Below are 22,350 nucleotides of genomic sequence, written 5' to 3'. Positions count from 1 at the left end.
TTAAGCAATTAAATTGTGTGCTAATTAAGGACTCGCATTCCGTGCTATCCTTTCAAGTGAAAGATTTATTCCGTTAAAATCTTTCTCCTAAATATTATGTCAGCCCACAAGTCTTAAAGTCAACTTGATTTAATCAATTATTATAAAAAAATATTTTTTCTTTACTACAGCTCATAGAACACGACAAAAAGTCAATAATATCTGTATGTTAGAAAATATTTAGAAGAGGATGACAAGATATGCCAAACAGACTTAATCGGTTATTTCTGCCCACTTGTTAGAAGATGTTAAAAAATAATTTTCTTTAAAAAATAGTTTCGAGAGGCACTCTCTTCATCTTCTTTTTTGTCGTTGGTTTCAATGCTTAATTGAAAATAATTGAAATCATCAGATAGCTCGCGGTAAATATCTCTGATGTAATCCTTACCCCATTCAACAAGAAAGTATTTTTTCTCATCTAAGTACATTGCTAACTCGAGATGGATAATTTCTTCAGCTGAATCAAGACGGTAAAAGTCAGCATGGACAATATCGCCACAGTCGTTGATAAGGGAATATGTTGGAGAACCTGACTTGTCTTCACCCAGGAAGACATTAGTGAATGTCGTCTTACCAGCACCAACAGGGCCATCAAGAATAACAACTGATGGCTCACTTAATGATTCTTTTAACTCGACAATAATATTTGAAATATCACTTTGGTAAACTTTTTTCCAATGCCTAACATCTTGATAGTCAAACAACAGGTGCTCCTTAGAATTAATTGCTTAGATATTTATTTTCCACGATAAAGATCAATACGCAATCAAAGGCAAACCATACCTTACTTAACTGGATGGTTTCTAAATAAATTTAACATATCCTTAGTAACATTTGAGATTCCACTAAATACGGCCTGAGACACAATCCAGTGTCCAATATTGTATTCAGCAAATAAACCTTGCTCTAAAAGAGGTCTAACACTCTCCATTGTTAGGCCATGGCCCGCATGAAATGCAACACCAGAACCTTCAAGAGACTTGAAACAATCGACATAGCTATTTAGGTGTGGATTAAGATCACCTTCTTTAAGAAAGTCGATAGCATAAGCACCAGTATGGATCTCAACAGCATCGGCCTTAAGTTCGATGGCCTTCTTCATCACCTCAGTCGAAGCTTCAACAAAGAGTGAAATCTTTGTTTTTGGAGAATGTTCTCTAAGATATGACATTGTTTGAGAAACTTTGTCATAATTCGCAGAAGATAGATCTAGGCCACCCTCAGTTGTCTTCTCTTCCCTCTTTTCAGGAACAAGACAAATCCAATCAGGTTTAAAGTCTGCTGCAATTTCAACAATCTCTTTAGCACAGCCGATTTCAAGATTGAGTGGTTTCTCAAAACGCTTTGTTACGGCCATAACACTTGTTAAGTCAGTGTCTTGAATATGTCTTCTATCTTCACGTAAGTGAATTGTAATTTGATCAGCACCGGCCATTAAAACATCTTGGGCGGCATTTGCAACACTTGGGTAGCCTTCATCTCTTTGTTGTCTAAGAGTTGCTACGTGGTCAATATTTACACCAAGTCTTGGAATCATTTTATCAGTCATTATGCAATTTCCTTTTTAAGAGCGCTTACAAGACGATCACAAACAGCATTGATTTTGTCTTCACAACGTCCTTCAACCATAACACGTGCTAGAGGCTCAGTTCCTGAGTATCGGAAAATCACGCGTCCTTCTTCACCTAATTCTTCTTCACAGGCCTTAAGCTCTGCTGCAAAAGTAGGCATCTCTTCAACCTTCTTCTTCTGAGAAACAGAAACATTCTTTAAAACTTGTGGGTATAGTTCAACTTCTTGAGATAACTCATTAATCGACTTCTTAAAGAAGTAAGTCGCCTCAATTGACTTAAGGGCCGCTAGAGTTCCATCTCCTGTTGTGGCATGCTCTAGGAAGATAATATGACCAGAAGGTTCTCCACCAAGAAGGGCATTCTCACTTCTCATATATTCCATAATATAGCGATCACCTACTGCTGTACGGTGAAACTTAAGGCCAAGTTTTTTCAAGTAATTTTCAAGGCCAAGGTTTGACATAATTGTCCCAACAACAGTGTCACCTTTTTTAAGCTTACCTTGCTCAAGTAAAAGTTTAGCGAAGATACCAATAAGCTTGTCGCCTTTAATAAGACCACCATCTTTATCGATGACTTGAATACGATCAGCATCTCCATCAAGACAAAATCCCATATCTGCACGAAGCTTTACAACTTCTTGGCTTGCAAGTGTTGGGTGTAAGCTTCCACAATTTAAATTAATATTTTGACCATTAGGATTTACTCCCAGTGGAAATACTTCTGCACCTAGTTCACTCATTACAAGAGGAGCTACTTTATAACTAGCACCATTTGCACAATCAACAACAACACGCATACCTGTTAGGTCGCACTCCTCATCAATTGCAGACTTAACGTGAACAACGTAGCGTCCTTCAACACCTTCAAGTCTCTTTGCGCGTCCAATTTCGGCCCCAACCTTAGGTGGGATCAGCTTAGGATTAAGAACTAGTTCCTCAAGCTCTAATTCAACTTCATCAGGTAGCTTAAACCCATGAGCATCAAATAATTTAATTCCATTATCATCGTAATCATTATGTGAAGCAGAGATCATAACCCCTGCATCTGCACGCATTGAAGTTGTTACAAAAGCAACACCTGGTGTAGGTAGAGGCCCTGTAAAGATCACGCGGCCACCTTGTGAAAGAACGCCTGCTGAGAATGCTTGTTCAATCATATAACAACTAAGTCTAGTGTCTTTACCAACGATGATCAGTGGTGTTTTCTTATTTTTATTCTTCTTTTGGAAGTAAAATGTAACGGCACGGCCAAGGGCCGTCGCGATTTCTGGAACCATAGGATAAATATTTGCCTTACCTCTAATTCCGTCTGTTCCAAATAATTTTCTTTCTGTCATTATCTACTCACTTTAATTATTTCTGGGTGTATTTTTAATAAATGAACGTCTTCAGGGAGCTCTGCCCTTAAACGAATATCAGCACTTCTTCCCATATCAGAAGGAATCTCTGCATAGACCTTAACTTCACTCGCCTTTATATCATCTCGGCCTGTCGTTAGTACATCTAAAGAGACTTTTCTAATTCGAGAGCGAAACTTTATATTTGGCGCAATAAATAAGATTGGGATATTCTTTAAGGTTAAATTAGCCTTTTGCGGTCTAATATCATACTTGAAGTTAAGTGTATCACTTTCACCGTAGCGAAGAAACTCAGGAAGATCTTCAAGCTGAATTGGAACCTCTCCTTGACCAGATAATTCTGATAGGTCAATAAGACGAGTCTTAACCTGCCCAACAGTTCTCATGATGTCACGGGCCCCCTCAATTTTAATCTTAGAGCGATTAATTGAAGAAGAAATAAGCTTGAGTTCCTTTGGAAGGTTATTCATATAATTGACCTTAATCGGAACATTTTTATAAATTAACTTATCTAACTTAATCGTTAAGTGCTTTGGCTTAATATCCACGACCTCAACACCAAATGGAACAATTAGGTCAGTCTCACTAATTGAGTACTTCACTTGTTTTGTCGAGCGATTAACTTTCATCTTCTTTAAGTCAACTTGTAGTTTTAAGTGATCATCACCATGAAAGTCTTTTAGGAATGCACGGGCCCCTTTTAAAGTCACGTGAATCTCTTTTGCCGAAACCGAGGTAACATCCATGCTTGTCGCAGGAAGAACATCTAGGTTGTATATTCTCTCCGTTGTAATTGGCTCAGAGTTTACAACATAGAACCATAAGAAGATGGCCAAGATAATACTTAGTAGAGTTAGTAGTTGATTTTGAATTAATTCAAATAAGTTATTATTTTTAATTTTCTTTAACATCTTATGCCTGCCCTACGATTTGAGATTGTAGATCAAGTCTCTTTCCTGCCCACGCCTTCTTAAGCATCATGCGCAGCTCATTTTCATTGTGAGAATAGAAGAATTGGCCATTGATACATAATTTAATCTTACCAGTCTCTTCACTAACGATGATAACGATAGCGTCAGATACTTCAGAAACTCCAAGGGCAGCACGGTGGCGCGTCCCAAAGTGGCGGTCAATTTCAATATTCTTAGAAAGTGGCAAGAAACAACCGGCAGCTAAGATCTTTCCATCTCTCAAAATAATTGCGCCATCGTGAAGTGGTGAGATTGTTTGAAAGATCGAGTAGATAAGATCGGAGTGAATGGTCGCATCGATAATTGTTCCAGTATCAATATAATTTTGTAGGCCATTTTTTCTTTCAATTACAATAAGTGCACCCGTTCTCTCTTTTGAAAGGGCCGTTACACTCTTTATGACTTCTTCGATGTCATAATTTACTGGAGAACGATCAAAGAAGTTAAACATCTTTTTTCCGGTCCCAACAGTTGCAAGAGCAGCTCTTAGCTGATCTTGAAAGATAACGATGAAGATAATGAAGATATAATCAAAGAAGTGCTCAAGAATCCAATTTACCGTATAGAGATTATACTTAATCCCCAGTGTATAAAGAACAGCGAGAAAAACCATACCAAGTAGAACTTGAATGGCCCTCGTCCCTTTTACGATCTTAAGAACCTGATAGATCATAAGAGCGACAATGCCCATGTCGAAAAAATCTTTAATGCTTAATTGCTTTAGTAGCGTTGAAAATAATGTCATAATATATAAATTGCTAAATATTTAAAATGTTTGGAGTTTAATGATGCCTATAAAAACGCAGATAGTAAACACATCAGGTGAAGGCTTTTACGACATAACTGGAGAGATCCGACAATGCCTTAGAAATCTGGACCCAAAGAGCACTGATGGTATCCTAGTGTGTCAAATTCAACACACCAGTGCCGCGTTGTGCATCAATGAAGCGTTTGATCCTAGTGCCAAGCTCGATATGGAGAACTTCCTAAAGCATCTGGCCCCAAGAAACCTCTCTTTCATTACTCACACAGCAGAAGGAGCTGATGACTCTCCCTCTCATATGAAGTCTATACTGATGCAAACATCGCTTACATTAATCGTTGAAAATGGTGAACTTGATATCGGCCGCTGGTCAGGAATTTATCTTTGTGAGTTTCGAGATGCGCCTCATACGAGGAAAGTGAAAGTGAAATTTATGCAGGGATAATACAAGGGCCTCAAAAATGAGGCCCAAGCACTATATAGTTTTGTTTGTGTTTTATTAAATCAAATAGTTTAATGAATTATTTTGTTGATTCGTAGATTGCTTTGAATCCGTCGAAATCTCTTGCAGCGATTTCAGCAAGCATCTTTCTGTTGATTTCAACATTGTTCTTCTTAAGCTGTCCCATGAACTTTGAATAAGAAGTACCAAGAAGCTTAGCAGCTGCAGAAATACGTACGATCCAAAGTCTTCTCATATCTCTTTTAAGAAGTCTTCTACCGATGTATCTGTAGTGTAATGCTCTTTTTACTGTTTCAGAAGCGTGATAGTATTTAGTTCTTCTTGAAAAGTGAAACCCTTTCGCTAATTTAAGAACCTTATTTCTTCTCGCTCTTGCTTTAAAACCTCTTCTAACTCTAGACATAATTTACTCCATTTTTTTGACGTTTGGGGACCAAGTGAATGGTTCTTTCGTTCTTTCCCAAAAATCAGGTTAAAAAAACAATTTTGTCGATTTAAAGTTTCGACCAACTCAATCTTTTTTTTGAATCGCTTGCGCTTAGAAAATTAAGCGTAAGGTAGACATCTCTTTACACGAGCAACATCTGAAGCGTGAACGTAGTCAGTTTTACCTGCTCTTTTCTTCGCATCAGTTGGCTTCTTTTCAAGAATGTGTCTTAGGTTAGCTCTTTTTCTTTTGAACTTTCCGTTACCTACTGGCTTAAATCTTTTAGCAACAGCTCTTCTAGTCTTCATTTTTGGCATTTTATACTCCTTGAATTTTACTCACCTTAAGGCAAGTCGAGAATTCAACAAAATACAACAAAACTATAAGTGCATATTTGTATCAGGTTTACTCACTTAATGCAAAGAATAATCGATAAATTGAAAAAAAATATCAAGGACTTAGGAAGGGAGAAAGACCAGTACCCGACGCAAAATCGGGCACTTACAAGTACTAATTACTTAGCTTTCTTAACAGGGGCAACAATTGTGATAATACGATTCCCCATCATTTTGATTGGAGACTCGATTGCTGCACCAGCTTCTTCGCAAACACCATTTAAGATTGTTTCGAATTTCTCTTTCCCCATATCTTTATAGGCCATTTCACGACCTCTAAATTGCATAACGAATTTTACCTTGTCTCCACCCTCTAGGAACTTATGCGCTCTCTTAAGTTTCGTTTCAAGATCGTGTGCTTCAATATTTGGACGTAATTGAATTTCTTTTAGCTGAACTTTGGCCTGCTTCTTCTTAGCTTCAGCAGCCTTCTTTTGAAGAGCATACTTATACTTCCCGTAGTCCATTAGCTTTACAACTGGTGGTTTAGCTGTTGGAGCAATCTCGATTAGGTCAACTCCAAGTTCATCCGCAATTTCGCGCGCTCTATCAATTGATACAACTCCATATTGCTCATCATCACTCATTAGTCGACATTCTGAAATTCTAATTTGCTCGTTAATTCTCGGGCCTCTTTCTTTTCTTGCCCTTCCACCTCTAAAATTGTTGCTAATAAATCACCTCCGGAAATAAACCAATTATTAGCGAATCAGTTATTTTCAATAATTACAATTCTAATGGCTGGCCACTAGGATTGCAAACATAACAAAAAATATACCCACAGTATACATTATTGAATGAGATATTTCTCATAAAATGACAGATATTGCCCGCCATGAGACGTAATTCTTATAAAATACTCCTCAGATAAGCAAAGATCAGTATATATATTCTTAATTCTCGTATAGTCTTTTAGTTTTTCAACTCCAAATTCACAACTCTCAAGCTCTCCTGCGTGAAGATCAAAGCTCTCAAGGTGCTTATTTTGAAGATTTCCAATCATTGGAACGCCAACTCTATAATTTTCAAGATTTTCATCGGCAAAAACAAAGAGCTCATCACTTTTAAAATGAATAAGCTGCCCATGAACAATCTCAGACATAAGTCTTGCAGCATTTGCAAAGAGTTTTGAAAAGTCCTCTTCCCAAGGCCCTACGGCCAATCTGATATTACCAATTTGGCGTTTAACTAACTTTGTTTCCATCATCTAATCCTTATGTCCTTCATCATCTGGCTCCATATGAATCAAGATATCAACATCGCGACAATAATCTTTTAACATCACTCTTAAACGGTCTTCAACAGTGTGTGCGATATCATGGGCCTCTCCAAGGGAGAGGTCAGGCTCAAGAAGCAGGTGAAAATCTATTTGCATCCAAGTAGAGTTTCCACGAGCACGAAAGTTATGAATGTCACGAACATACTTTATATCTTCTAGAGAGGAAATATACTTATCTTTTAAGATAGGGGCCACATCTAAAAGGTCGTTTAAATTCTCAAGAGTAATCTGAATACCCAGATAGATCAAATAAAGAATAATTAAACCACCAACAATATAATCGATTAAGTAAACTTCAAAGTAAGCAGCAACAATTGAGATCAGAACACCAAAGCTAATAATCATATCACCAAAAGTGTGATTGCTATCTGCTGTTAAGATTTGAGAGTTTAGCTCGCGCCCTTTGCGTCCCTCATATGAAGAGACCCAAAAGCTCATAACCATTGAAATAATAATAGAAAGAACGGGTATTGGACCAAATAGGCCATACTTTGTCTGCGTTCCCATAATGAGGTCATGATAATCAAGACCTAGCTTGATTGCCGAACCAAAGAGCATAAAAGCAATAATAAGGGCACCAAGGTTTTCAAATTTATGATGACCGTAATTATGCCTGCGATCACGTGGTTTTGAAGCAAGTGCGATTGTCACAATACCAAGTAGGTTTGATGTTCCATCAAAGACAGATTCAATCCCGGATGAACGAAGTGAGATGAAATTAAATTCGATACCTGCAAAAATCTTAATAAGAGCAACAGCTAAATTTAAAAAGAAAGTAATAATTAAAACTTTCTTGATTTCTTTTTCTCTCTTAGATAACTCTAAATGCAAAAGATCTCCTATTTAGACAACTTTGAAGTTTAACTTCAGTTGATCTTTCAATGTTTTCTCAGTCGATTGGATAAACTCATCAAGCTTTGCTCTATTTGCAATGACATACGAATTGTCCTCGTAACCAAGAACTCCAATTTGTTCAAAGTAAGTAAGGGCCGTCTTCATAAGCTCGACATTCTGACTTTCAGCAAAACGGATAATACGTTGGCTAAGGATTTCAGCTTTAAAAACGTCAACAAAGCGCTTCATATAGTCAGCGGCCTTAAAATGATCAACCCCGTCCTTTTGAAAGCTCTCAAGAGTAAGCGCTGAAACAAAGTAAGCTTCATTAATATATGTTAGACTTCGAGCAAAAAGGCTTAGCTTTGAAGCGACCTCGTATAAGTCTTTATTTGTAAACTCGATTGCATCTTGTAGATTTGTTATCTCTCTTCCAACAGCATTGCTTAGAATACGAAGCGTCTTAGCATAGTACTCTTTTACAGTTGGTAGGTAGAATTCCATCTTAAGCATATCTCTTTGCTTTACAAAGAATGCCTTGAGGTCATCGACATTATCAATCTCACCACTAAAGACATTGAACCAAGCTAGTGAAATTGTCCAAGGAATGATGAAGTGGTGAACAATAGTATTCTTAAAGAATAAAAGCTCGCCGCGACAGTTTTTCTTAATTGCATAAAAAAGTGACGTCCCTTCACTTTGGCCAATGACATCAACTTTGTTATTTCCAATTAGAATATCCATAGCTCGTCCTATGGAATCCTCTAATTTACTGGCCTTAAGCCCTTCGGTAAAAGGAATATCATATTGCTGGCAATACTCTAAAATCGCCTGTGCTTTTAAAATAATATCATTCCACTTCAGTGCACCACTAGGCTCATCTAATAGAATTAAAACTAAGAGATTAGTTGGCGTAATCACCATTTGATCCCCAACACTTCTAAAGCATTTAAAAGCAAGCTCTCTTACATTAAGCTTATTCTGTTCTGGGTCATCAAGCTTATGGGCATATTGTGGTTTACCGAGAGAGATATGAATCTTCCCAAATTGATAGGCCATAAGTTTAAAGAGGCCAAACAGTTGTCCCGTTGACTCTTTCACTTTCTTTCCACCCATCATCTCTTTTGCGAGGGCCTTCTGTTCAGGAACATATTCATGAGCAATACTAACTGGAACAAAAGCAAGTCCCCTTTCCTTTGCATCTGGAAGATGAGAATGGGCCTCAAGTAACATTTGATAAAGGCCGTACTTAGGAGGCCTAAGTTTTCCAGACCTCGTCCTTCCACCTTCGAAGAAGAACTCGATTGGTTCCTTGCGCTTTAAAAGAGCAAAGAGATATGCTTCCATCGTAAATTTATATAGAATATCATTTTGAAAGCTTCTACGAATAAAGAAGCAACCTGACTTTCTAAAAATCTTACCAATTGGAAAAATATTTAAGTTATCACCACCAGCAACGTAGAGCATGCGCTTATATTGCTTAAAGAATTTATAATTAATTGCAATATAGTCAGCATGAGACTGATGGTTTGGAACAAGAACTACACTTGCCTCTTCTAAAAGTGCATTGAGGTCTGTTTCATTTTCATTGAAGCTTACTCCATCGTATAGACGAGGAAGAGTAGCATCAAAGAACTTTGCCATCGACTTTAGATATGATGGAGAATAGTCTGCCTTCATTTCATTGAAGTTGGCGACAACCTTCTTTTTCGTTAGAGCTGGATTATCACTTTCTTCAATTCTTTTTATAAGTTTTGGATAACTTAATAAGTCGTCAAGAACACTATTTCCCATATTCTAAGGCCTTTCTTATCTTTTTCCGTGTGGCTTACTTTCGGCCATTCCCGATGAAGACATTTCCATAAATAGTGCTGCTTCACTCATATTTACAAGTTTATCAACACCAAGATAAGTCATTCCAGAACGGATACCACCTGTTAATTCATTGATGATTCCTTCAGCAGGTCCCTTACATGGAATCATTGTATCAACACCTTCTGCGGCCATACCTTTTGGAAGCTCTCCACGCCATGAAACTTGCGCGGCCTTCGATGCCATCCCACGATACTCTTTCATTCCGCCTTTAACTTCACCTGGAGTTTCAAGTGCTCCTGATAAGAGAGAGCCTGCCATACAAGAGCTAGCACCAGCACTAAGTGCTTTCACCATATCACCAGAGTTCTTTAGGCCACCGTCAGCGATAACTGGGATTCCGGCCTTCTGTGCTTCAGCAACACACATTGCAATGGCCGTTAACTGAGGAACACCGTGTCCAGTAATAATTCTTGTTGTGCACATACTTCCAGGTCCAATTCCAACCTTAACAGCATCTGCACCTTTATCAATCATGCGCTTAACTCCATCAGGAGTTGCAACATTTCCTGCGATCACATCGATTTGCGGATAATTCTTTTTAATATACTCAAGAACCTCCATCATCATGATTGAGTCACCATGTGCGATATCAACAGTAAGAATTTCAACCCCAAGGGCCGCAAGAAGATCTGCTCTTTTCTTACCTTCTTCCTTAACACCAACAGATGCTGCAATTGGAAGGTTGATTGAATGTTCTTTAAAATAATTTTGGATTGCTTTAACGTCTTCAACTTGCTGCTCAGGAGACATAAAACGGTGAAGGATACCAACACCACCTAAGCGTCCCATCTCCATTGCCATTTCAGGTCCTGTAACCGTGTCCATATTGGCAGCAATAATTGGGATATCAATTGAATGATTCTTAGTGATCTTTGTCTTAAGATCAGTGTGTCTACGAGAAGAAATTTCTGAATATCTCGGAACTAATAAAACATCGTCAAAAGTTAGACCTTTTCCACGAGTAAGAATACCATTTGCTTTGAATGTTAAATCCATCAATCTCCCCTAAATCTAGAAACTTGTGTGCGTTATAACGACGAAATAATAACATTGTCGAAATAACACGCACAAGGTAATTTTTAGAGTTTATCTTCAGGATCTAGTGGATCTACTTGAAGGTATACAGACGAAATCGCGATGAAATGAATGCGATAAAATCTTCGTCCTGTGTCATACTTCCAAACACAGCAGAGTATGCCGAGCCTAGATCAAATCGTTGTGTAATTTGGCCACGAGAATCAATATAGTAAACAGTCTTGCCAACAGTTGTTACAACTAACCCATCCTTCCAAACGGCCAGTGAAGAAACTGCGAGTTCATCGACTTTAATTCGCTTTACTTCATTAAAAGACGAATCAATATAGATAACTTCACCATTTACGCTACCAAATGCAGCAAGCTTACCACCGTCAACGAGAACGCCTTTACGGTTTGATTGAAAAGCAAGTTTCTTATAAAGAACACCCGACTTTAGATCAATAACTTCCATTTTATCATCAACTGAACCAACAACTAGTTTAGAATTAAAAATTGTTGGTCTCATATCAACGTCAACAAACTTCTGACCAGCGCTCATGCGTCTTTCCCACAGGACTTGCCCTTCTTCTAGAGAGAAGCAAATAAAGTAGCCATCAGCAAAGCCAGCATAGACTTTATTACCAGAGATTAAAGCAGTAGATGTTCGTTGAACTGTTGAGTAATAAGGAACAGATCTCTTATATGACCAAATGACTCTTCCAGTATAGGCGTCGATATTAAAGAGCTTATGATTTCTTGTATGAACAAAAAGTCTACCATTGTGAACAACAGGAGTTGAATCAACACCAGCATCTAAATCAAACTCATATGCTAGCTCACCCTTATTAAAGTCGTAAGCATAGACACGACCAGTATTGTCTCCGAAGATCAATAGGTTTTCGTAAACAATTGGAGCACTTGTCATCTGACCTTTAATATTTAAAGTCCATAGAAGTCTGCCAGTTTCAACATTGTAAGCATTAAAGTGACCACGGCCATCAGCTGCAAATAATTGGCCATCGTGAATTAAAGGCGAGGCCAGAGAAATAGGAAGATTTCCACTCTCGTAACTTGGCTCTAAATTCTTTGCCCAAGCTAGTGTAAGAGGTTTCTTCTCTAACTTATCTGCTGATAACTTAGTCGTCACACTGTTTAGTGTTGAACAAGAAGTAAGAAGAATGGCCACAGTCGTGGCCGTTAGAATTTTTATCATAAAATTACTTAATTTTTGCTAAATAGCTCTTCGCTAGTGATTTGTAGACATTTTGAGTTGTAAGAGTCAGAACCTTATCAAAGTGAGCTTTCGCCTTTGCCATGTCATTCTTTAAGAAATACATACGCCCTAGATCAAGTTCGACACGACCCATTGTCAGATTATTTTCATTATTCTTAAGCTCTGTTAAAGATGCAATTGCACCATCAATATCATTAAGATCTTCTTGAACTACGGCCTTTCTTAAATTAACAAAGTATGACTGTAGAGAAGTTCCTGGCTGCATCTTTGTAAGAATATCTAGTGCAATTTTGTTCTCACCTTTATTAGTAAGGTAATCAACTGCAAGTAGGCTTGTTGCAAATGAAGCTGAAGTACTTGCATAGTCATTTAAAAGAAGTCCTAGCTCTGCACTCATTGCCGCAGCATCTAGTCCACCTTCTTGATATTTCTTTAAAGACCCTTGCTCAAATTGATAGAAAGCAGTTGCTGCCTTTTCATTAGTTTGTGCTTTTGTGTAAGAAAAGATTCCGTACCCACCAATGGCAGCTACAATTAAGAGAATCAGTCCTAGAAATAAAGCTTTGTTTTGAGCGATAAACGCTCCAAGCTCTGTTGAATTTAATTCAGAATTTAGGCCTTCATTTGGCGCTACCTGTGTTGTCATCCATTACCCTCTGGTTAAAAATTTTTATCATTTTAATAAAGAAGATTGAAAGTTGTCAAAAATACATGAGTATTGTTAAAATATATTTACTCATAATTAGGAAAAAGGAAAATTACGCACCATGAAAAGGATTTCACTAGTAATAGCAGCTTTTATTATCTCTTTTAACACTCTAGCACTGGAACGTGTTGGACGCTTGGGAATTGGCTTCTCAAATACTGTTAATGATAATATTCCATCACTTTCAATTAAAGTTCAACGCAGCACAACGTTTGCTTATGGTGCAATTTTTGGCGTAAACACTTCTGAAAACGGTGGTTGGCACGGTGGAGTTCGTCTCTATCGCAATATCTTTGATGAACCATACCTAACTTTCTATGCGGTAGGGGCCGCAGTTTTACTAAATAATAAAAACCCTGGCCAAGACTCAGACTCAGGCTTTCAGGGGGATCTAGGATTTGGAACCGAGTTCTCATTTCAAGGTGTAGACAGTATTGGCTTCAGTACTGAATTCGGTATTCGTTTTGAAAATATTGATGAATTTGAAGTGACGACAATGGGTGAACACTTTATTACTGCTGGTTTCCACTTCTATTTATAAGACTAGATTAAATTACGGACAAATTAATGTTTAAAAATAAAATTATACTCTTCATTACATTACTATGCCTTCAAGGACTTTCACTGGCCCAGGAAGGAATGGTCGGTGCAGATGATGACCTCAATATCGGTGGCGATATCTTTTCAGACTTCAACGAAGATCTTGAAGAGTCGCAAATCTATGAAGATGAGCGCTATTATAAGTATGGACGCTTCTTCTCATTTTCAATGGCCATCGGCTACACGACTTGGTCAGGAAATCGTGGAATGTTATATGAAGACCTACCGCCTACTTTTGGCCTAACAATTCAATACTTTTCAGATTTTCAATCAGCTTGGAATATTGGGTTTGCCTATTCTAAACACAACATCACACTAACTTATCCAACTCAAGGAATTCAGCAGTTTCCAACTTCAGTTGATATCTCGATGCTTAGATTCTACTTTGGATATCGTTACTATATCGATACCTCAAACCTTGGAACGGCCATCACATACTCAAACCCTTATTTAACAGCAAGATTTGAGTATTGGTATGAACAAGAAAAGATCGCAAACCAAGATGGTGAAGTAGAAGACTCTTATGGAGGCGTTGGGATTGCGCTTGGTGGTGGACTTGAGTTCCCTATTAAAATAAAAGAATCATACGTAAATGTTGAGGCACTGGTTCACTCAGTTGCCCTGCAAGATGTACGTACTATTAAATATGCTCCTGCTACAAAGGGTGGCCCAGGGGTGAGTGACCTGAGTGGTTTTGCATTCACTCTTATGGTTGGGTATGTTTGGAATTGGTAACGCATCCGCTGCAAAATGATTAATAATCATTTTGAGCGGTGCGTGCGCAGTTGCCTGCAATGACGTAGTATCATTAATCTCAACGAGCTTTAGCGAGTTGATGATTGCAAAGCGCAAACTTAATATGCACCATCTTGAGCGGTGCGTGCGCAGTTGCCTGCAATGACGTAGTATCATTAATCTCAACGAGCTTTAGCGAGTTGATGATTGCAAAGCGCAAACTTAATATGCACCATTAAAAGCGGTGCGAACCAAAGTAAAACACAAAAAGAAATAAATAACACAACAAGGATAGTTAAATGAACAGATTAAACTCAGACTTAGGTTGGCTAGTACTAAGAGTTTCAACAGCACTAATGATGCTATTAGCTCACGGATGGGGAAAGCTTGCTAACTTCACAACTCTATTAACAAAATTCCCGGACCCAATTGGCCTAGGAATTCCATTTTCATTAACAGCAACAGTTTTTGCAGAAGTATTTTGTCAGGCCTTCATTATCGTTGGTTTTAAAACTCGTTGGTTTGCAGCGATCTCTGCAGTAACAATGCTAGTTGCAGCATTTGTTATTCACGGAAATGATCCATTTGCTTCTAAAGAAAAGGCCCTACTTTATGCCGTAGCATATATTGCAATTTTCTTTTCTAACGGTGGAAAGTACTCAGTTAAAGCATAATACTTCTAATATAGGGGAAGAGGTCACTGGCCACACTTCCCCTAACACCTTCTTCATTTTCATATAACAAATCAGCGGCCCGTCCATGCACCCAAACCCCAAGACAAGCGGCTTCTTCTAAACTTAATCCTTGCGCCAAAAAACTTCCAATAATGCCAGCAAGAATATCTCCTGTACCGGCCATTGCAAGGACTGGGTTACCAGTTTTATTCTCATAAACGACATTCTGCGAAGCCACTAAAGTCTCATGGCCCTTGAGAACACAAGTGCTTGAAAATTTCATAATTTTCTTTACCGATGATAGGCGATGTTTTGAAACTTCTTCTCGCGGGACATTAAGAAGTCTTGCCGCCTCACCTTCATGTGGCGTGATAACAGTATTTACTAATTTCATTGTACTCTGGGCCTGTGATAAGAACCAGAGGGCGTCGGCGTCCACGACTTTCTTATGAGTGAGATGACAAAAGTGATCCCATATGAATTTGGCCCATTCATCTCGGCCAAGGCCAGGGCCAAGGACAACACTTGTAGCCTTCTCTAAAATGGCGTTAGCGTGAGCAAGGCCTCTTTCATTAGCATCAATTCCTCGAACCATAAGCTCTGGACGTCCAGCGAGAATACCAGACACACTTGCCTTCCTAGTGAGTACACTTACCATTCCCGCTCCTGATCTAAGAGCACCTTCTGCAGCAAGCCTTGCAGCACCGGCATATCCTAAATTGCTACCAATAACTACAACATGACCAAAGCTATACTTATTGGCATCCTTATCCATTACAGGAAGTTTTCTTAAAAGAGAAAAAGGAAAGTCATTACTCATACCTTCACATATCGGAAAGTATCGATAAGGTACACGCCATTTTTTTGAAATTAAGATATATTAAGACAAATTAAGAGAATTCTTTTTTAAAGCTATAATAAAAAAAGGCCCTTTACTAAGGGCCCTTTTATTTATTTTGAAACTTTCTTCATGCGGTTTTGTAGATCCGTTCCTGTTCTGAAAATCAGGTGGATTGGAGTGTTATCCAGAGGGAATGCACCACGAAGGCCATTCTTTAGATAACGACGGTAGTTTTCAGGGATCCCCTTAGACTTATTCGTATAGAATAAGAATGTTGGTGGATCGGCCTTAATTTGAGATGCGTACTTAACACGGAATCTCTTACCACGTGAACCTTTTAGAATAATTGGGTGTCTCTCAATTAGTTCGAATACGAAGCGGTTTAGAGCACCAGTTGCAATTGACTGTCTTCTAATGAAGATTGTCTTTGCAAGAATCTTTTTAAGACGCTTAAGTCCTCTTTTGTGTTTAGCCGATATAGGAATAATATCGCAGTAGTTAAGCCAAGGCATTTTATCGCGAATATTTAAAAGCCACTCTTTACGAGCATCTTGATCCTTAAAAGTGTCCCCCATTAGATCTACTTTATTAAGACATACGATAACTGAAGCACCTTTTTCAATAGCAATATCAAGAAGGCGCTTATCTTGGTGAGAAACACCTTTTACAGCATCAATCATATAAATACACACATCACTATCTGCAATACTTCTTAGAGAGCGATACACTGATTGCGACTCAACAAAGTCATCAATTTTTTTCTGCTTTCTGATACCTGCAGTGTCGACAATGTGGATTGAGCGCCAGTGGCTTCCCTCGTCTTCGGTTAGCTTTTCGGCTTCGCCTTCACTTGTTTCTTCAGAGTTGGCCTCAGTGCTTTCTTCACCAAAGACTTGAGCTTCCATACGAGTTGCAGATGTTTCATCTAGCTCTTCGTCTTGTTCAAGCATTGCATCTTCAAGACCTTCTAACTCGTATTCGTCTAATTCAGTCTCAATTTCTTCTTCAAGATCATAAGATGAAATTAGCTCGTTATATAGATCAGGGTTATTCTTTTTGAAGTCTTCATATTGAGAACGGAGAAGATTATCATTCTTAAAGAAGGCCTTGGCCTCATCTAACTTTTTAGCATCATCTCCAAGGAAAAGATCGAAGTAGCCATCAATTGGGTCGACAGTTGTTCCCGCAATATCAGAAACAAGGGCGCGCTCACTTCCAAGAAGCTGATTTAGAAGAGTTGACTTACCAGCGTTTGGCGCACCAATAAGAGCAAGTTTGGCAACAACGTTTTCACGTGGAGTAACACCACGTTGAAGTGCTGAGATATTCATCACATCATTTGATTCTGAAAATGCCATCATCTCACGGTGAATATTTTCGCGAAGATTTTCCATACCAAGGCCATGGGCTGCAGAAGTCACAAACATTTCGTCATTATTTACACCAAGTTCATAGAATGCATACTCATCACCATCTTGAGCACTTGAATCAAATTTATTAACGATAAGCCACATTTTCTTCTTTTGCTTTCTAATGAAGTTAGCAATTGTCTTATCAAATGGCAGAACACCTTCTCTTACATCAACAACAAAGAGAACAAGGTCTGACTCTTCAATCGCCTGATGAGCGTGGTCCGTCATGATATTGAAGAATTTATTTGCATTAATTTCTTGGTCATTCTTTCCTTGCTCATCAATTTGAGTTGGATAGAAACCACCAGTATCAACAAGAATTGCATCTAGTGGGCGATCCTCATCTGCATCACTGAAAGTTGTAATTCCATAGTGACGATCACGAGTAACACCTGGCATATCATGTGTAATGGCCTTAAATTGTTTCTTCATTAATCGGTTGAATACGGAACTCTTACCAACATTCGGTCGTCCAATTAATGAAATGATCATTGATCGTTTTTGCATATTAAAGTCCTATTTTTATAAAAATTAAATTATCTTTTTTTCCAAACACGTGCAGAGTTTGTTGCTCTTGGAAGGCCAAGCTCTTCTAGAACAAAGTTATTCTTAAACCATTTCGGAGAAACTTTTACGTGTAGGTTTAAGTGAACTGTCCCATCAGTCATCGCTGCAATTTTCTTACGAGCACGCATACCAATTTCTTTAATCATTGTTCCTTTTGATCCAACAACGATTGCACGTTGAGATGGGCGGTTAACAAGGATTGATGCTGAAATGTGCGCAGCAAATGCACCTGTCTTATCTTTAAAATCTTTATACTCATCAATAACAACGGCCATTTCATATGGAAGCTCATCTTTTAATAATTCAAAAGCTTGCTCACGGATATATTCTGTTGCAAAGAATCGTTGAGACTTATTAGAGATTGCACCATCTAGGTAGTAGTGAGAACCTGGCTTCGCTTCATCACAAAGAGCTGCCGTTAGTAGGTGAACATTATCTCCGGCCTTAGTTGAGATACAGAAGAATTTCTCAATTGATGGGATAACTTCTTTAGCTTGCTCAAATACTTTATCAAGAGGAAGTGCTTCAGCATTTTCAACACGGTCAGACTTAGTAAAGACAAGCCATGTTTTAGATAGCTCTTTTCCACCAATATACTCTTTAAAGTCCTTGATTTGTCCAAGGATATCTTTTGTTAGATCAATAAGAAGAAGGTTTACATCAACACCATCAACACCTTCAACTGCTTGTTGATTAATTCTTTTGTTAAGTTCCTGACTTGCCTTGTGTAGACCTGGAGTGTCTACAAGAACAACTTCAGTATGATCAACAGTAAATACTGCGTGAAACTTATTACGAGTTGTCTGTGGCTTACTCGTTACAATTGAAAGATCCATACCAAGTAGGTAGTTTACAAGTGAACTCTTTCCTACGTTTGGAGCACCAACGATAGCGGCCATAAGTGATTTGTTGTCTGGGTGTTGATTTTCTAATAACATAACTTCTCCGTAAAATTAAAGTCGATCTAATAAATTATTTTTTAAGCATTTCTTTGCAATTTCTTTTGTTCCATTCTTCTTACTGTGAGACATAAGTTCACAGATATATTGCTCATTTACATAAAGCTCAATTTTAAATTCTTGTCCGAACTTTGTGGCGCGATACTCTGGAAGACTCTTAAATCGTGCAAGTGTTTCCTCTTGTAATTTTGTTTTTGGATCGAAGTCTACTAGCTTCTTTTCGCAAAAGAACTTCTCTCCACTTTCCTTCTCGTACATGGCCAGCACTGTATTAAGGTATTGGTCAGCGCGGTCGACTCCTTGATCAATCGCAATTGCACCAAGAAGAGATTCAAATAGGTCACAAAGAATTCCGCTATTAACTTCTTCTTCTAACTCTCCTTTTCCAACGATTAGAAAAGAAGATAGTCCTAAGAAATTAGATAGGCCGCTAAGACTTTCCTCATTAACAAGAGCACTACGAAGCTTTGAAAGTTGCCCCTCATTCATCTCATCAAAATTAAGAAAGAGGTTCTTAGTCACAAATGCACCAAGTACAGAGTCACCGTAGAATTCAAGTCTTTCATAGCTTTTTACTTTTACCTTGGCCTCATGAGCATATGAGCTATGAGTAAAGGCACGCATAAGAAGTGCGCTATCTTTAAAATTTAAATTGAAAGTAGCTAAAAGCTTCTCTTCAATATTTGAATATTTAAGGAATGTATCAATTAAGAATTTGTGATTTTGCTCTAATGCACCACTAGCAGTTGTGTCACCAGATTGCTTAAAATTTGCAATCGTGTGCACATAAAATGCATGGGCAAATGGATTACTCTTCCCTTTCGGGCCGAGTGAGGTCGTCTCGAGCATAAATCACCTAATATTGAATTGTTAAGGCCATTTATAATGCTTTATCCCACCAATTGCAAGCTTAAGCTTCTTCTTGTGAAATAATAACAGGTTCGTTAATATATTCAGTAATATACGTAGTTTAAGGATGGATATGGAAATCGCAACTGCCAATAAAAATAAATTAGAAAAATGGCAAAAGGCCTTCTTCAAGAAGATTGAGGCCAAGGGCCGAAGCCTAAATACAATAAAAAACTATCGAACAGATCTGGCCTGTTTTAACCAATATGTTACAGAGAGTGTTAAGCAGACAAGTATTGAACACTACTCAATCCCAGAAATCCTTGAGTATGGAAAATACCTTGAGGCAAAGTATAGCTCTGACAACTCTCGTCGCCGCCGTGTTCAGGCCTTAAGAATTTTCTTTGACCATTTGGTTGAAGAAGGTGTCTTTAATGCCAACCCTGTTCGAAAAATCCCAACCTCACCAAAGTTTCTGGATATTCCAAGGCCTGCAACTTTCTCTCATATCAAGAGTCTGTGGCACACGCTCTTAAATGATCAGCGTACGGCCAAGAATGATCTTGAAAAACTAAAGGCCAAGCGAAATGGGATTATCTTTAGTGCCATTTATCTTGGGGGACTAAAAGTAAGTGAGCTTTCAAAAATTAAAGTCTCAAGTTTCTCTTTTAGAGATGAGATTAAAGCGGTCATCACACATGAAAAGCGCGATCCCTATACTGTTACCTTCCCTGCTATTTTTGGACGACTGTTCTATGAGTATATTGAATTACTTGAAAAGGTAAAAAAAGAACAGGGCCACAACTTCCCTCATCTTCTCTTTAATGCCAATGCCCATAAGATTCTTTCAGGAGGACTTTCGGCCCGTGGCATGGAGTTATTATTTGAAGAATGGCGTAGTCAGCTGATGATTCAAATTACACCAAAGTCTCTGCGTCAGTCTTGTATCTTTACTTGGCTGCATAATGGAGTTAATGAGACAACAATGAAGGAATGGTTAGGAGTTTCTCCTGCATACTCATTAAAACCATATAAAGAGCATATGGATAAGCATTTCTATAATGATCAATTTATAGAGCTTGCTATGAATGAAGATAAGCTAATTTAAATTTAATAAGAATTCTTAATTGGAACAGGTCTGTCATATACTGGCAGGCCAGCATCCTTATCAAGGTGCCAGCGATCGGTATAAAGTTCATCTTTTTCAATTCGATAGAAATCAAGATCTTGGTCTAGCTTATCTAACTTATAAATAAGTTCAGCTTGAAGACGAACCTGATCGTTCTTTTTTGAAAGAAGTAGATTCAATGCCTCATCTTTTTTTCTTTGAAGCTCGAGAATTTTCTTATCGTAGTCGGCCGCCACTTCAACTTGTTTTTGTGAAAAGCCCCAGACAAATTTATTCACGTCATTTAACTGAAATGTAAAATCTCTCTTTTTTGCTAGTAATGATAGGCGGTAGCGAGAGGCCTCTTTTATTCTGGCGGCTAGCATTTTACTTTCAAAGACAAGAATCGTTCCTCTTCTTAATGTTGAGTTTTCACCCCAACAGTCTTCAAGGTCCTTTGCATAGATCGTAATATACTTGTCTTCGCTTGCGCGAATATGGCCCTTACAACGATCATTGTCCATATTTCTTGCGACATTGAAGTAGACAACGTCAGAAGGTTTTAAAAATTTCACATTACGAGATTCAACCTGAATTTTAAAAACTGTTGAAGAAGGGTCCTTATCTGTGACACGCCCAGAGAATTTTGAATAGTCGACACTTGGATCATAGAAAGTATCAAAGCCATGATCATTGATATAATTCTCATAGGCATTGTAATCCTTCTTAATATTCTTATTGCGTACATCATCCTTCTTGATGATAAAACCATCAGCATTGGCATGCACCTGGCCTTGGGCCATAATCAATGAAAATACTAGAAGTATTAATCTCATATGTTCATTATAGCGCAAAACGTCTTTACTAAAAGAGGTAGAAAACTTGTCCATTACCCCTGCCCATGTTAAATTTCTTTAGTAAATTTTCATATTTCCCTTAGGAGCAAAGAATGCAATTTTTTATCGATACAGGTGATATCAACGAAATCAAAGAAGCAGCGAAATGGGGCATCATTGACGGTGTTACAACGAACCCATCAATCATTGCTAAAACAGGTCGCTCACAAGTTGAAGTTATCAAGGATATTTGTGAAATCATCGATGGGCCAATCTCTGCAGAAGTTATTGCAACTGACAAAGATGGTATGATTAAGGAAGGAAGTGAACTTGCAAAGATTCACAGCAATATCGTTATCAAGCTTCCATTAACAGAAGACGGAATTGCTGCATGTAAGTGGTTTAGCGAAAACGGAATCAAAACTAATGTGACTCTGTGTTTCAGTTCTAACCAAGCTCTACTAGCAGCTAAGAATGGTGCGACTTATATCTCTCCATTTATTGGAAGATTAGATGATATTGGTGCAGATGGTATGACTCTAATCCAAGAAATTCGTCATATGTATGATATCTATGGATTTGAAACAGAAGTACTTGCAGCTTCAGTTCGTCACGCAGATCACGTGAAACACTGTTCAATGGTTGGTGCAGACGTTGCAACAATGCCATTTGGTGTAATTAAGTCACTTTTTGGTCACCCTCTAACTGAGAAGGGACTGGCACAATTTTTGGCCGATCACGCGAAATCACAGAAGTAATCAACATTTGTCACATCTAAAGAATAAATGTAAATAAGATTTATAATTACGGGGGCTTACAGTCCCCGTTCTTT

25 protein-coding genes are annotated in these 22,350 nt (G+C 38.2%); 6 read left to right on the top strand and 19 right to left on the bottom strand.

Annotated features, from left to right (window positions below):
* Positions 1-287: 287 nt before the first annotated feature.
* From ABMA72_RS00710 to cdaA, 5 genes are all read right to left on the bottom strand, one after another.
* Positions 288-743 carry a tRNA (adenosine(37)-N6)-threonylcarbamoyltransferase complex ATPase subunit type 1 TsaE gene (locus ABMA72_RS00710; protein ID WP_392860437.1) on the bottom strand — a complete coding sequence of 152 codons (456 nt, stop codon included), beginning with the start codon at positions 741-743 and terminating at the stop codon, positions 288-290.
* Positions 744-823: 80 nt separating this feature from the next.
* Entirely contained in the window at positions 824-1,588 is a 765-nt protein-coding gene (locus ABMA72_RS00705; RefSeq protein ID WP_392860436.1) for a pyridoxine 5'-phosphate synthase, read from the bottom strand.
* Positions 1,588-2,952, bottom strand: coding sequence for a phosphoglucosamine mutase (gene glmM, locus ABMA72_RS00700; RefSeq protein WP_392860434.1), 1,365 nt, complete (start codon positions 2,950-2,952; stop codon positions 1,588-1,590). The genes ABMA72_RS00705 and glmM overlap by 1 nt, the downstream gene beginning before the upstream one ends.
* Positions 2,952-3,884, bottom strand: coding sequence for a YbbR-like domain-containing protein (locus ABMA72_RS00695; protein WP_392860432.1), 933 nt, complete (start codon positions 3,882-3,884; stop codon positions 2,952-2,954). Before ABMA72_RS00695 ends, glmM begins: the two co-directional genes overlap by 1 nt.
* 1 nt (position 3,885) lies before the next feature.
* Entirely contained in the window at positions 3,886-4,689 is an 804-nt protein-coding gene (cdaA, locus tag ABMA72_RS00690; RefSeq protein WP_392860431.1) for a diadenylate cyclase CdaA, read from the bottom strand.
* 43 nt (positions 4,690-4,732) lie between these two features.
* Between cdaA and ABMA72_RS00685 the strand changes: the two genes are divergently transcribed.
* Positions 4,733-5,152: a secondary thiamine-phosphate synthase enzyme YjbQ gene (locus ABMA72_RS00685; RefSeq protein WP_393055463.1), complete on the top strand. Its 420-nt coding sequence runs from the start codon at positions 4,733-4,735 to the stop codon at positions 5,150-5,152.
* Positions 5,153-5,228: 76 nt separating this feature from the next.
* On the opposite strand, the gene rplT is transcribed toward ABMA72_RS00685, so the two are convergent.
* The 9 genes from rplT to ABMA72_RS00640 form a co-directional block, all read right to left on the bottom strand.
* Complete coding sequence (gene rplT / locus ABMA72_RS00680) at positions 5,229-5,573, bottom strand: 50S ribosomal protein L20 (RefSeq protein ID WP_021267308.1); 345 nt, start codon at positions 5,571-5,573, stop codon at positions 5,229-5,231.
* A 143-nt stretch (positions 5,574-5,716) separates the two neighbouring features.
* Entirely contained in the window at positions 5,717-5,914 is a 198-nt protein-coding gene (gene rpmI, locus ABMA72_RS00675) for a 50S ribosomal protein L35 (RefSeq protein WP_021267185.1), read from the bottom strand.
* A gap of 197 nt (positions 5,915-6,111) precedes the next feature.
* Positions 6,112-6,666 (bottom strand): translation initiation factor IF-3, encoded by a 555-nt coding sequence (gene infC / locus ABMA72_RS00670; RefSeq protein WP_392861018.1) that lies wholly within the window; start codon positions 6,664-6,666, stop codon positions 6,112-6,114.
* A 116-nt stretch (positions 6,667-6,782) separates the two neighbouring features.
* Positions 6,783-7,196, bottom strand: coding sequence for a hypothetical protein (locus ABMA72_RS00665; RefSeq protein WP_392860428.1), 414 nt, complete (start codon positions 7,194-7,196; stop codon positions 6,783-6,785).
* A gap of 3 nt (positions 7,197-7,199) precedes the next feature.
* Entirely contained in the window at positions 7,200-8,102 is a 903-nt protein-coding gene (locus tag ABMA72_RS00660) for a cation diffusion facilitator family transporter (RefSeq protein ID WP_393055460.1), read from the bottom strand.
* Between the two features lie 12 nt (positions 8,103-8,114).
* Positions 8,115-9,899 (bottom strand): 1-acyl-sn-glycerol-3-phosphate acyltransferase, encoded by a 1,785-nt coding sequence (locus tag ABMA72_RS00655; RefSeq protein WP_393055457.1) that lies wholly within the window; start codon positions 9,897-9,899, stop codon positions 8,115-8,117.
* Positions 9,900-9,914: 15 nt separating this feature from the next.
* Positions 9,915-10,976 carry a guanosine monophosphate reductase gene (locus tag ABMA72_RS00650; protein WP_392860423.1) on the bottom strand — a complete coding sequence of 354 codons (1,062 nt, stop codon included), beginning with the start codon at positions 10,974-10,976 and terminating at the stop codon, positions 9,915-9,917.
* A 112-nt stretch (positions 10,977-11,088) separates the two neighbouring features.
* Positions 11,089-12,210, bottom strand: a complete 1,122-nt coding sequence (locus ABMA72_RS00645; RefSeq protein WP_392860421.1) for a PQQ-binding-like beta-propeller repeat protein — start codon at positions 12,208-12,210, stop codon at positions 11,089-11,091.
* 4 nt (positions 12,211-12,214) lie between these two features.
* On the bottom strand, positions 12,215-12,877 hold the full coding sequence (locus tag ABMA72_RS00640; protein ID WP_392860419.1) for a tetratricopeptide repeat protein: 663 nt from the start codon (positions 12,875-12,877) through the stop codon (positions 12,215-12,217).
* Between the two features lie 121 nt (positions 12,878-12,998).
* Here ABMA72_RS00640 and ABMA72_RS00635 point away from each other — a divergent pair, with 121 nt between their 5' ends.
* From ABMA72_RS00635 to ABMA72_RS00625, 3 genes are all read left to right on the top strand, one after another.
* Positions 12,999-13,478 (top strand): hypothetical protein, encoded by a 480-nt coding sequence (locus ABMA72_RS00635; protein WP_392860418.1) that lies wholly within the window; start codon positions 12,999-13,001, stop codon positions 13,476-13,478.
* Between the two features lie 26 nt (positions 13,479-13,504).
* On the top strand, positions 13,505-14,272 hold the full coding sequence (locus ABMA72_RS00630; RefSeq protein ID WP_392860417.1) for a hypothetical protein: 768 nt from the start codon (positions 13,505-13,507) through the stop codon (positions 14,270-14,272).
* A gap of 299 nt (positions 14,273-14,571) precedes the next feature.
* Entirely contained in the window at positions 14,572-14,946 is a 375-nt protein-coding gene (locus ABMA72_RS00625) for a DoxX family protein (protein ID WP_392860415.1), read from the top strand.
* Here ABMA72_RS00625 and ABMA72_RS00620 read toward each other — a convergent pair.
* The 4 genes from ABMA72_RS00620 to rnc all read right to left on the bottom strand — a co-directional run bounded on the left by ABMA72_RS00620 (position 14,936) and on the right by rnc (position 19,574).
* Complete coding sequence (locus ABMA72_RS00620; RefSeq protein ID WP_393055454.1) at positions 14,936-15,766, bottom strand: NAD(P)H-hydrate dehydratase; 831 nt, start codon at positions 15,764-15,766, stop codon at positions 14,936-14,938. The two genes, ABMA72_RS00625 and ABMA72_RS00620, sit on opposite strands and share 11 nt — an antisense overlap.
* Positions 15,767-15,897: 131 nt before the next feature.
* Positions 15,898-17,706 carry a GTPase gene (locus tag ABMA72_RS00615; protein ID WP_393055451.1) on the bottom strand — a complete coding sequence of 603 codons (1,809 nt, stop codon included), beginning with the start codon at positions 17,704-17,706 and terminating at the stop codon, positions 15,898-15,900.
* Positions 17,707-17,735: 29 nt separating this feature from the next.
* Positions 17,736-18,704 (bottom strand): GTPase Era, encoded by a 969-nt coding sequence (gene era, locus ABMA72_RS00610; protein ID WP_392860410.1) that lies wholly within the window; start codon positions 18,702-18,704, stop codon positions 17,736-17,738.
* Positions 18,705-18,719: 15 nt separating this feature from the next.
* Positions 18,720-19,574, bottom strand: coding sequence for a ribonuclease III (rnc, locus tag ABMA72_RS00605; protein ID WP_393055448.1), 855 nt, complete (start codon positions 19,572-19,574; stop codon positions 18,720-18,722).
* A 133-nt stretch (positions 19,575-19,707) separates the two neighbouring features.
* On the opposite strand from rnc, the gene ABMA72_RS00600 reads away from it, so the two are divergent.
* Entirely contained in the window at positions 19,708-20,682 is a 975-nt protein-coding gene (locus ABMA72_RS00600; protein ID WP_392860407.1) for a tyrosine-type recombinase/integrase, read from the top strand.
* 2 nt (positions 20,683-20,684) lie between these two features.
* Here ABMA72_RS00600 and ABMA72_RS00595 read toward each other — a convergent pair whose 3' ends face one another.
* Positions 20,685-21,518 (bottom strand): hypothetical protein, encoded by an 834-nt coding sequence (locus ABMA72_RS00595; protein ID WP_392860406.1) that lies wholly within the window; start codon positions 21,516-21,518, stop codon positions 20,685-20,687.
* 113 nt (positions 21,519-21,631) lie between these two features.
* Here ABMA72_RS00595 and fsa point away from each other — a divergent pair, with 113 nt between their 5' ends.
* On the top strand, positions 21,632-22,276 hold the full coding sequence (fsa, locus tag ABMA72_RS00590) for a fructose-6-phosphate aldolase (protein ID WP_021267224.1): 645 nt from the start codon (positions 21,632-21,634) through the stop codon (positions 22,274-22,276).
* Positions 22,277-22,350 lie beyond the last annotated feature (74 nt).

The sequence above is a fragment of the Halobacteriovorax sp. CON-3 genome (genome assembly GCF_043196995.1).
Classification (GTDB): domain Bacteria; phylum Bdellovibrionota; class Bacteriovoracia; order Bacteriovoracales; family Bacteriovoracaceae; genus Halobacteriovorax_A.
Note: the sequence above shows the minus strand (reverse complement) of the source record. Positions and strands in the feature narration are given on the sequence as shown.